Here is an 11,645-nt window from a genome sequence, read left to right as displayed (position 1 = left end):
TAAAAGAGCTTCAATAAAAAAACCTCTATCCCCTATTTTATCAGAGACAAAGGCTTAATTATAGCTATTTACCAAAGCTTAATTGCATTTGGGAAAATGGCCAATACTTTATATCTACTTTTCCGACAAGCTGATTAACCGATATAAAACCAAACGTACGACTATCTAAACTAGATTCACGATTATCTCCCATGACAAACAAATTTCCGTCTGGTACTTTCGTTTTCCCAGTCTTTTCCTCCAGTGTAAAGTCACTTGTGTATGGCTTTATCTCATCCATCTTTTTAAATGGTTTCAAAAAAGTTTCTTTTACATATTTTCCGTTTATAAAAAGCTTATCATCCTTGTATTCTATTTCATCACCAGGTAAGCCAATAACCCGTTTCACATAATCATCTTTCGCACTTGCATGAAACACGATAACATCAAAACGATCGACATCTGTCAAATCGTATACTACTTTATTTACCATTAACAGATTTCCATCATAAAGGGTCGGTTCCATCGATTCACCATCAACGACATAGCTGGCAAATAAAAAGGATCGAAAAAGAAATGCCAATGCTATTGCTAATAAAACAACAGGGATGATTTTACGTAAGTATTTTCTTTTCATACAAATTTCCTCCAGGGTGTTTTCTCCGGTCCAGCAAAAGCGCCCCATGATTAATGGAATTAATTGATTATCCATCCTTTTAATAGACGCTTCCGCTTTTCTCTTTGTCTAGCATACCCCGTTCAGATAATTTCTAACCTAATCTCTTTCGGAAATTTCTTTGATTAATGCTTTTCGCTGCAAACGACGCTCAACGTATTTACCGATAAGCCAAAATGATACAATACATATCCCAACTACAATCGTTTTTACCGGTTCCTTTGCAAATTCAAAAATACTTGATCCCACATAAGCTATGGAAAATATCATGACAGATTTACCAAGCAATACTGCCAATATAAATTGTTGGGTGCTTATATTGGATAAACCGGATACAACATTAATCACTGCTGATGGTGAAAAGGGAAAACACATTAATAGAAACAACGGCCCAAAGCCCCGTCTTTCAACCCAGCCAGTCACCTTATGTACTTGTTTATTGTTACGAATTGCTTTAAAAAGTCGCTTATCACCAAGCCTTCGTATGATTAGAAAAACCAAAACAGCACCAACCGATGCCCCAGCCCATGACAGCAAAAAACCCTCCAGCAATCCATATGCCGCAGCATTCGCAAACACAAAAACAACCAATGGCAAAAATGGCAGAAATGCCTCTATGAAGGGTAATGCAATCCCTGGAATAGGACCTAAACTTTCATATTCATTTAATAATTGCATGATATATTCATCTAACTTGTCTTCTTGAAGTAATATCTTGAAATTAGCTATAAAATTTAACACATCCATTAATATGTCTCCCTTAATCACCTATAAACATCGTATACACCTAATGCAAGTTTATCTTCTTTTAGTTTAAATTAAACCTGACTATCTGCAAAGCCAGAAATAAAGTTTTCAGCCTCTTTCTTTTCAGCTTCAAATTTTTTAGTGTATTTTTTGTTTATTTTATCATATAATGATTACAGAACAAACGTTCTACTAATGGAGGGTTATCATGCGCTATCTTAATGAAGAAGAATTACAGTTAGCTTCACGCTTTCTGTTCCTTTCGATGGCAATGGTTGTTATTCAACAGGATATTCAGCACATCCAGCAGGGAGCTTTTAAGATTAAAGAACCTTATGTTGAACTTTTGGAAAAAATGAATTCAGAAGCAACAAATGAGCGAAGAAAATTACGGAAAATGATGGAGGACGGTAGCATACGGGTAGTAACACTAAACAAAAATGATTCATTTTCTTCATTTTTATTTATTAGCAAAGGTCGGGAAGAAAAACGTAATTATTTTAACCCTGCTATCCGCAAAAAGGTGGAACTAATCGTCCAGGAACTTATGCAAAAGGCTCTGCCACCACATCAGCATTCTGTTTCTGCAAATACTTAATACGGTTATCCAATAAATAGCGAAATTGTGCAGTTCGATGTACCTGATTGAGCAGCGATCCAAGAGAAACTTCCAGAAGAATCGTTTTGCCATTCTTAAACACTACTTCAGTAAACCGACCAGGGCCTTTCATGACTTGATTAACATGAGAATGGGCAATCCACGAACACTTTGGGCTTGTTGGTGCAATTGTAGGAAAGAAATACATGCCACTGGTAGGATCAATCGAAATGGGAGCTTTGTGCGTAATACCACAAATATCGCGAGTGCCGTCTTGACGACCACGTAAACTTGATCCGAAGAACTTGCAAGCATAATCTATGACTTTACTTGGGGAATGTTCAACAAAATACTCTTCCCGCTCTTCTAAAACAGTCGTATTTATATTTCCGTTTTCGTCATGCTTCGCTATCACTGCCATGGTAAGAGGGGTTACTTCGTGCGATGGAAAGTAAACATCATTTAACATATTATCTTCATCCTTTCATAATTAAATGAAAAGAAAGAGGCTTATCTATAATTTACCAAATTTCTAGTGAAAAAGGTATTAATAATTTAATTTTTCAACAAATTATCAGCAATGTTCACAATTTAGACAAAATTAATCTGTTGAATCTGACAAGTTGTCGTTATTGCTACTATTTTCATCAGTTAATTGTTCCTCTTCCCTTCTTTGATCTAGCTGTGCATGAAAATCCGGATTTAATATTGTAAATGTAGCTAATTCCGGGGTATCATTATTTTTTTTCATCGCTAACAAATCCTTTTACTTTTTAGTATTCCAGGATTTGAGGTCAATTATACTAGCGAAAGCAGAAGCTCCTAGACATAGAAAAAGATGTTCTGGCAACCAGAACATCTCTTTTCTATAAATAAATTCTACTGTTCTACTTTATTACGCAAATTCTTTCGTAAAATTTTTCCTGTCGTATTCTTCGGCAATTCATCCATAAATTCAATCTTGGATGGTACTTTATATTTGGCTAAATGCATTTTACAGAACTCCATTAAAATATCTTCATTTAACGAAGGATCTTTTGTGACGACAAAGGCAAGTACCGATTCACCAGTTTCTGGATGAGGAGTACCAATAACAGCTGCTTCAGCTATACTTGGATGCTCATATAATACTTCTTCCACTTCCCGAGGATAAACATTGTACCCGCCGACAAGAATCATATCTTTTTTCCGGTCAACAATGTAAAAGTATCCTTCATCATCCAATCGTGCCATATCACCAGTGTGAAGCCAGCCATCTCTTAATGCTACAGCAGTTTCTTCCTCCAGTTTATAGTACCCTTTCATCACATTTGGCCCACGAACAGCCAATTCGCCAACCTCACCTGTTTCAACTTCTTCACCAAATTCATCAATGACCTTATTTTCGACATTGATAATACTTTTACCAATAGAGCCAGGTTTTCTAGGCTGGTCCAATGGATTAAAGCAAGTAACTGGTGATGCCTCAGACAAGCCGTATCCTTCAGAAACTTTTGCATTAAAGGCTTCTTCAAATTGGCTAAGTAACGCAACAGGCATTGCTGCACCACCGGAGATACATAGACGAATTCCAGCAAAGGCTGAACTATTACCTTCTGCGCTTTGCAGCAAGTAATTATACATTGTTGGTACACCTGCAAAAATAGTTGCTTTGTGATCGGTTGCTATCTTAAACACTTCCTGCGGCGAGAATTTTGGCATAATCAATACAGTTCCGCCGTTCATTAATGGTGCATTCAACGATACGGTTAAACAAAACACATGGAACATCGGCAACGCTGCAATAACTCGATCATCTCCACTAATTGTTAAATAATCAGCAGTATCCTTTGCATTCGAAAAGATGTTTTTATGAGATAGCATCGCACCCTTTGGCTTACCTGTTGTCCCAGACGTATATAAAATAATTGCAGTATCCTCGTCACTCATTTGTGGTGCATCAAATTCCAGATTTCCTTCCTGTACCAACTGAGTAAACGATTTCAATTTAGCTGATAACGAACTTTCATCTAATGAAATATTTGCACCACTCTCGCATGATATATAATGCTTTACACTTGGAACCTGATCAGCTATCGCTTCAAATTTCTCAAGTAACACATCCATGGTAATGACAGCTTTAACATCACCATTCTTCAGTATGTAACTCATTTCGTGTGCTGTGTATAGTGGATTAATTGGAATGATAACTGCCCCCATACGGAGCGCTCCATACAGTGCAATCACATAGTATGGGCTATTCCCAACTACAAGAGCAATATGGTCTCCTTTTTTATAGCCCAGTTCTTGTAAACGTGAAGCAAATTTTGTAACAGATCCTTCCAGTTCCATATAGCTTGTCTCGTTATCCTGAAAAACATATGCGGTCTTATGCGGGTTCTCTTTAGCTGTAATGGATAATTGTTCTGTTAAGTTCACTTTATATCCCCCTACGTTAGTGAAATGAATGAATAGTCATTCATTTTTATAGTAAAATTCATATTAATTATAAAATACAGAAAACGACAAATCAAGTGAAAGCGCTTGCTGATTCATTAAAAAACGACACTTCGAGCAATAAGTAGTTTTGGAGTATAATTTCAATGGTTAACAAGAGATATAAACTGCGAACTACTTTTGAAAATTTTGAGTGCTATTATGCCGCTCCGGAAATACACTTCGCTGTTGACTGGAGTAGGAATCGCTATTGAATAAATGTGTGACAGCTACACTAGTCCGGGTGAGCGGAGGGTGGTGACTCCTGCGGGAATAGCACGTGTCCAAAGACCCCGCAGAGTGCCTTTCTCAAGGAGGCTGAGGCCGTGCCCTAAGGTGCGCATCCGCCCGTAGCAACCCCGGACGGCGGGACGAGAGTTTATAGAGATTATTCCAGCAGTTACTTCGCAGTTTATATCTACTGCGAAGATTAAAATGCAAGAAAACTTACGAATAGGATCACGCAAAAAAATGACCATCAATCAGCATATAAATTGATGGTCACTCCATATTCATTTTTTTGTTTGAGTTTGTGGTTGGTAACGGAATCTGATATTCACTGAGCCCTTCTCTTATATTAGTATAACAGGTTGAAAAAGTCTTCTTTTGAAATTTTGCCAAGATAATGTGGTACGTCAACATCTTTTAATGCCTCTTCAATTGCTTTTCGCTCATGACGAACACCAACAAGCTTATCTTCAATATCACGAACTTCACCAAGTCCGAAGAAATCCCCGTAAATCTTACAGTTCTCAATCGTTCCATTTTTTACATCTAAACGAACGTCGACAAGTCCTGCATCAAATTTATGTGATTCCTGAATATTAAATTTAGGAGACTTTCCATAATTCCAGTCCCATTTCTGATAGCGCTCCTCTGATATTTTACGGACATTTTCCCAGTCCTGCTCCGTTAACTCATAACGTGGTACGTCTTTCACATCCTCCACGTCGAACACGTAACGTAAAATCAATTCTTTAAATTCATCCATCGTAATTTTATCTTCCAGGAATTCAGAAATATTTGCAACACGACTGCGGATTGATTTAATTCCTTTAGATTTGATTTTCTCCATTTTTACATTTAACGCTGAAACAACGTTTTCAATTTCCGAGTCGAACATTAAGGTTCCATGACTAAACATGCGTCCTTTTGTTGAAAACATAGCATTGCCGGATATTTTTCGCCCATCTGCAACAAGGTCGTTTCTGCCTTGTAATTCTGCTGGTACACCCAATTTATTTAATGCCTCCACCATAGGCTTGGTGAATTTCGCAAAGTTTTGGAAGCTTTCCCCATCATCTTTTGTAATAAAGCTAAAGTTTAAATTACCTTCATCATGATAAACGGCTCCGCCACCAGAAAGTCGACGAACAACTTTTATACCATTCTCATCCACATAGTTCGTGTTAATTTCTTCAATTGAATTTTGGTTGCGGCCAATAATAATGGAGGGTTTGTTAATATAAAATAACAAATATGTATCTTGTTCTCCAAAGTTTTGTAGAACGTACTCTTCCAATGCCAAGTTTAAGGTTGGATCTGTAATGCCTTTATTGTCGATAAATTTCATCAAAAATCAGCCTCCCTATTAATAATGTATCCAATGATAAGTTTAATAGATAAGGCTGACACAATCAAAACTAACGACTTTTTTCCCAGACAAAACCTTCCTTCGCGAGTCGAATTTCACCTGTAAAATAATTGCCTGCTTCTTGTACCAAATCGTAATTATCACCGAACTGTGGTAAATGACTGAGTAATAATTCCTGCACATGTGCTTCCTTAGCAATCATGGCCCCGTCTTTACTATTCATATGCCCTGCACTAGAACCATCCTGATCCTCGTAAAAGTTACAATCTGTTATTAGGAGGTCTGCATTATTCGCAAACTCAGACCATTCTTGTTTAAATGACGTATCTGCTGTATAAACAATAACACTTTCGCCATCGGTAATTCGCATACCGTAACATGGAACAGGATGATTGGTTTTCTGGAAGGTAATGGATATAGGGCCTATCTCCAATGTTTTACTTGGGTCATATGCAATTCCTTCCGTATTTTTATGTGTTAGTGATTCAAACCCTCCCAAGTCTTCCGAATGACCATATATAGGCAAAATTTCATTTCGATCATGTACAAATGAATTCACTAACCATGCATATTGCAGAACACCGATGTCAGCTATGTGATCACTGTGATAATGGGATAGAACAACTGCATCGATATCCATTACATGTTTATAATTCTGTAATTTGGATAGTGCACCACTTCCTGCATCAACTAATAATGAAAAATCATCCTTCTCGATTAAATAAGCCGATGTCGCTCCATCCGGGGCAGGATAACCACCCCAGCAGCCTATTACCGTTAATTTCATAGACATTCACCTCATTTTTAATAATTTGTTGTAACACAGCATTGACTTTATACATACTGTTATATTACAATATAGATATCAACTTAAAGGAGGATACACATGATAAACGTCGTTGAATTTTTCAGGAATTTACCAAAGAAAAAGTGTCATCAGTGCGGGCAGGCCATGCATGAGAAAGCTGATTGCTATGGTAACCTATGTGACGAATGTGATCATCCAGCTAGATAGTATCTAGTATAACCGAAAAACTGAAACCTATTTTAAATGTACTATAACAGAGATTCCCTTTCCATTTAACAGCTATGCAAATAGCTGTATTTTTTTGCAGTTAAGAAACCAACATTGCTACCGAGTGCGCAGCCAATATCTGCCATTATCTCTGTGATAATCCGAACTTTCTGAGGAACAGCATATTTCTGAAAAATATTTTATTTCAATTGAATTTAATTTATAATTAATTAAAGAGACGAATTTTATTCGGAAAAGGAGTACAGTTATGACAACCAAAAACAAACGTTGGACGCGTTCAGAAGTTCCAACTGAGCAAACATGGAATCTGACTGATTTATTCAGCACAGAAGAAGATTGGGAAAAAGAATTAATAGCTATTCAGGCAAATGTTAGCGATGTCACACAATTTAAAGGAAGACTAAATAATGCCGATAATTTATTAAATTGTCTAGTAGCTTTAGAGAACTTTGAAAAACGTCTTATTCGCATCGGCACATATGCCAACCTGCGAGCAAGTGCTGACGGGACAAATCCTAAAAATCAAGGTGATATGTCCAGGGTCTCCTCCGTAATGGCAACTTTAGGTGCTAAATTAACTTTTATTGAATCCGAGTTGCTGGAGTTTTCTCCTAGTGCCATTGAACAGTTTATTAACAATAAACCAGGATTAGAATCCTACCGAAAAATGCTTGAGGATATTATGGATAAAAAACCGTTTACGCTCTCACCAGAAATAGAAGAAACACTTGCAGCACTTGGTGAAGTACATAGTTCCCCTTACATGATCTATCAGCGAAGCAAATCATCGGATATGACATTTGCACCAATTGCGGATAATAATGGTGAAGAATTGCCAATGTCATTTGCACTCTATGAAGACCGCTATGAATTGTCACCTGATAAAGACATTCGCAGAAAAGCATATGACTCCTTCATCAAAACGTTGAGTCAATACAAAAACACATATGCGGCTACTTATGCCACCGAAGTCACCAAACAGGTTAAGATGTCCAACTTGCGCTCCTATAATTCCGTAACAGAAATGCTGCTTCAATCACAGCAAGTAACACAGGACATGTATCATAATCAGTTAGATGTAATTCAAAAAGAGTTAGCACCACATATGCGCCGATTTGCAAAACTTAAACAGGATAAGCTGGGCTTAAATGAATTACATTTTTCTGATTTAAAGGCACCATTGGACCCTGAATTTAATCCAGAAACAACATACGAGGAAGCAACATCAACTATTCTTGAAGCGCTTCAAGTAATGGGGCCTGAATATAGCGAGATTATGAAGCAAGGGGTTAACAATCGTTGGGTTGATCAAGCCGATAATGTTGGAAAAGCAACTGGGGCATTCTGTGCGAGTCCATATGGTGTCCATCCCTATATCTTAATTACATGGACAAATACCATGCGTGGCGCCTTCATTCTTGCACATGAATTGGGACATGCTGGCCATTTCTATCTGGCTGGTAAAAACCAATCGCTTTTCAACACACGACCATCAACCTATTTCGTTGAGGCTCCTTCGACCTTAAATGAACTATTACTAGCTGATCATTTGATTAAAAAGACGGATGACAAACGAATGAAGCGGTGGGTCATCACACAATTATTAGGAACGTATTATCATAATTTCGTTACTCATCTACTAGAGGGTGAATTCCAGCGTCGTATTTATGATTTAGCTGAAGAAGGCACCCCATTAACTGCAGACGTACTGTCCAAGCAAAAGAAAGAAGCCTTGGAAAATTTCTGGGGTGATACAGTAACATTGGATGAAGGTGCTGGTCTGACATGGATGCGCCAGCCACATTATTACATGGGCTTGTATCCATACACATACTCAGCTGGATTAACGGTATCTACTGCTGTCGTACAAATGATTCAAAAAGAAGGCCAGCCAGCCGTTGAACGCTGGTTATCCGTACTTAAAGCTGGCGGATCCATGAAGCCACAGGATCTGATTGAAAAAGCAGGTCTCGACATGTCCAAACCAGACGCAATCAAAGGAGCAGTAGCATACGTTGGCGAACTTGTCGACGAACTAGAAAAAAGTTACAAATAACGACAAGTGTGCCCAAAGTAATCGACCTTTGGGGCACTTTTTAATTTGATTAGGGAGATTTTCGGAGTCACCAGAAAATCACCCTGACTGCCATATAAAAAACTGGCACCAGGCGCTTATCCATCGCCTGGTGCCAGTCAAATTTATCCACGCAAGTATTCCAGCACATCAGCAACTGCTTTTTCACCTTGACCAATACAGTCAGGGACACCGATTCCTTCATACGAACTACCTGATAAAAATAGACCGGGAAGCTCACGACTTGCCTCGTCCCTTACTTTGGCAATTCGCTCTTTGTGTCCAACAGTATATTGTGGCATTGCATTTTGCCAGCGTGTAATAACACTGAATTCTGGCTTCTGGGTAATGTTCATCGTTTTGTTCAAGTCATTCAACACGATTTCAATAATTTCCTTGTCAGAGAAATCTACTACCGATTGATCGGTTGGTCGTCCAACATAGCAACGTAATAATGCTTTTCCCTCAGGTGTAGACTGCGGCCATTTTTTATGAGTCCATGTACATGCTGTAATTCGAAAATCACTGTTTCTGGAAACAACGAATCCAGTTCCATCAATATCTTTTTTAATTGCTGATTGATCAAACGCTAATGCAACGTTGGCGACCGATGTTGCTGGAATGTCATGAAATTCATTAAACATGTCATACTGGCTAAACACTTTTGGCAATGTGTAATGTGGTGTTGCCATCACAATCGCGTCTGCCTTATATACCTCTCCACTGCTTAGCAGCAAATGATAGTCTTGGTCTTTCTTTTCAACATGATCTACTGATGTGTTCAATGAAACAACACCTTCATCAAGTGAATTCTCAAGCGTATGTATCATTGATTCAAATCCATTTATAAAGGAGAAGAACATACCTGTTTTTTTGCCTGTTGACTTTTTCTTTTCCGGTGTAGTTTTTTGTAATCCTTTAATCAGGCTTCGATGCTCCTGCTCAAGTTGATAGAAATTCGGAAATGTTGCCATTAAACTCATATCATCAATATTTCCAGCATAAATACCAGATAATAATGGTTCAATCAGGTTCTCTACCAGTTCATTCCCAAACCGACGACGGAAAAATACACCTAATGATTGATCGCTTCCTTTTTTGCTTTTTGGAATTACAAAATCAAATCCGGCACGCAGCTTTCCTTTAGGTGAAAATATTCCTGAAAATAAAAATGGACGTACTTGTACCGGGATACCCATAAATGCCCCTTTAGGCATTTTGTGTAACTTATTGTTCACTAAAATATACGACTGCCCGGTGCCATTACGAACAAGTTGATCGGTCATGCCCAATTCTTCTGCTAATTTCACAGCAGGCTGTTTACGTGACAAAAATGAGTCAGGACCACGTTCAATCGTATATCCATCCTGTCTAACTGTTTTAATTTTTCCTCCAAGTCGGTCACTTGCCTCAACAAGCTTGACTTCATATGGCAAATTGTTTTCTTTGATTTCTTTTTGTAAATAGTAAGCAGCGGTTAACCCAGTTATCCCGCCGCCGACTATAACTATTCTTTTCGTTTCGTTCATCGTACTTCACTCTTTGCTTTTTGTAACACAACATTAGATAAGGTAGCGATGAAATCCGGATGAACATTTGGCATTTCAGGTCGATAATAATTTGCGCCTAATTCATCACATACAACTTTACATTCATAATCATTGTCATATAGAACTTCCAGGTGGTCTGCAATAAAACCTACCGGTGCATATACAAATGTACGATATCCTTTTTGTTCATACAGGTCACGTGTTAAATCCTGTACATCAGGACCAAGCCATGGATCAGGTGTATTCCCCTCACTTTGCCAGCCAATCGCATAATCTTTTATTCCCGTTTTTTCGGAAATAAGCCGAGCTGTCTCTTTTAATTGATCTGGATATGGATCACCATTTTGCAAGATCTTTTCTGGCAAACTATGAGCTGAAACGACTAATACTGCCTTTTCTCGCTCTTCAGCAGACATTTCATCATAAACTGCATTAATTTGATTTGACCAGTGTTCGATAAATCCAGGCTCATCATACCAGCTTTCAACTGATTCAATGGTAATTCCGTATTTTTCTGCCTCATCATTTGCACGAGTATTATATGATTTCACACTGAATGTTGAATAATGGGGAGCTAACACAAGAGAAACAGCTTCTTTAATCCCATCTTCAGCCATCTGTTGAACAGCGTCCTCAATAAATGGTGCAATATGCTTTAATCCAATATATACACTGTATTCAACTTCATCTTGGGAAGCATTAAGATTAACCTCTAAAGCTTTTGCCTGTTCCTGCGTGATTCTTGCTAACGGTGATATACCACCGATTGCTTTATAACGGTCTTTTAAGTCCTGCAGCGCTTCCTCAGATGGTTTTCTTCCGTGTCTAATGTGCGTATAGTACGGTAAAATATCTTCCTCTTTATTCGGAGTGCCATATGCCATTACGATTAGTCCCATTTTCTTTTTTTCCATTG

At 38.1% G+C, this 11,645-nt stretch carries 12 protein-coding genes; 3 read left to right on the top strand and 9 right to left on the bottom strand.

What is annotated here, in order from left to right; genetic code table 11:
* Positions 1 to 64: 64 nt before the first annotated feature.
* Entirely contained in the window at positions 65 to 616 is a 552-nt protein-coding gene (gene lepB / locus BMY13_RS10575; RefSeq protein WP_092504476.1) for a signal peptidase I, read from the bottom strand.
* Positions 617 to 754: 138 nt separating this feature from the next.
* Positions 755 to 1,402: a TVP38/TMEM64 family protein gene (locus BMY13_RS10570; RefSeq protein WP_092493627.1), complete on the bottom strand. Its 648-nt coding sequence runs from the start codon at positions 1,400 to 1,402 to the stop codon at positions 755 to 757.
* Between the two features lie 208 nt (positions 1,403 to 1,610).
* Here BMY13_RS10570 and BMY13_RS10565 point away from each other — a divergent pair, with 208 nt between their 5' ends.
* Positions 1,611 to 2,000 (top strand): YhjD family protein, encoded by a 390-nt coding sequence (locus BMY13_RS10565; protein WP_092493626.1) that lies wholly within the window; start codon positions 1,611 to 1,613, stop codon positions 1,998 to 2,000.
* On the opposite strand, the gene BMY13_RS10560 is transcribed toward BMY13_RS10565, so the two are convergent.
* The 5 genes from BMY13_RS10560 to BMY13_RS10545 form a co-directional block, all read right to left on the bottom strand.
* On the bottom strand, positions 1,948 to 2,469 hold the full coding sequence (locus BMY13_RS10560; protein ID WP_092504474.1) for a competence protein ComK: 522 nt from the start codon (positions 2,467 to 2,469) through the stop codon (positions 1,948 to 1,950). The genes BMY13_RS10565 and BMY13_RS10560 overlap by 53 nt on opposite strands.
* 132 nt (positions 2,470 to 2,601) lie before the next feature.
* Positions 2,602 to 2,751: a hypothetical protein gene (locus BMY13_RS19495; RefSeq protein ID WP_175476773.1), complete on the bottom strand. Its 150-nt coding sequence runs from the start codon at positions 2,749 to 2,751 to the stop codon at positions 2,602 to 2,604.
* Positions 2,752 to 2,879: 128 nt separating this feature from the next.
* A complete protein-coding gene (locus BMY13_RS10555) occupies positions 2,880 to 4,418 on the bottom strand; it encodes a fatty acid--CoA ligase family protein (RefSeq protein WP_092504472.1) in 1,539 nt (512 codons plus the stop codon).
* A 634-nt stretch (positions 4,419 to 5,052) separates the two neighbouring features.
* Positions 5,053 to 6,048, bottom strand: coding sequence for a lipoate--protein ligase (gene lplA, locus BMY13_RS10550; protein WP_092493623.1), 996 nt, complete (start codon positions 6,046 to 6,048; stop codon positions 5,053 to 5,055).
* A gap of 70 nt (positions 6,049 to 6,118) precedes the next feature.
* Positions 6,119 to 6,856, bottom strand: a complete 738-nt coding sequence (locus tag BMY13_RS10545; protein WP_092493622.1) for an MBL fold metallo-hydrolase — start codon at positions 6,854 to 6,856, stop codon at positions 6,119 to 6,121.
* Between the two features lie 99 nt (positions 6,857 to 6,955).
* Between BMY13_RS10545 and yhfH the strand changes: the two genes are divergently transcribed.
* Together yhfH and pepF are read left to right on the top strand one after the other, a co-directional pair.
* Positions 6,956 to 7,084, top strand: a complete 129-nt coding sequence (gene yhfH / locus BMY13_RS10540; RefSeq protein WP_092493621.1) for a protein YhfH — start codon at positions 6,956 to 6,958, stop codon at positions 7,082 to 7,084.
* 268 nt (positions 7,085 to 7,352) lie between these two features.
* Positions 7,353 to 9,161, top strand: a complete 1,809-nt coding sequence (gene pepF / locus BMY13_RS10535) for an oligoendopeptidase F (protein ID WP_092504470.1) — start codon at positions 7,353 to 7,355, stop codon at positions 9,159 to 9,161.
* 143 nt (positions 9,162 to 9,304) lie between these two features.
* On the opposite strand, the gene hemY is transcribed toward pepF, so the two are convergent.
* Positions 9,305 to 10,708, bottom strand: a complete 1,404-nt coding sequence (gene hemY, locus BMY13_RS10530) for a protoporphyrinogen oxidase (RefSeq protein ID WP_092504468.1) — start codon at positions 10,706 to 10,708, stop codon at positions 9,305 to 9,307.
* Positions 10,705 to 11,643, bottom strand: a complete 939-nt coding sequence (gene hemH / locus BMY13_RS10525) for a ferrochelatase (protein ID WP_092493618.1) — start codon at positions 11,641 to 11,643, stop codon at positions 10,705 to 10,707. The genes hemY and hemH overlap by 4 nt, the downstream gene beginning before the upstream one ends.
* Between the last annotated feature and the right edge of the window lie 2 nt (positions 11,644 to 11,645).

Origin of the sequence: Virgibacillus subterraneus (assembly GCF_900110695.1) — a bacterium.
GTDB classification, from domain to species: domain Bacteria; phylum Bacillota; class Bacilli; order Bacillales; family Amphibacillaceae; genus Lentibacillus; species Lentibacillus subterraneus.
The sequence above is the reverse complement of the archived record's forward strand: the minus strand, read 5'-3'. Positions and strand labels throughout refer to the sequence as shown.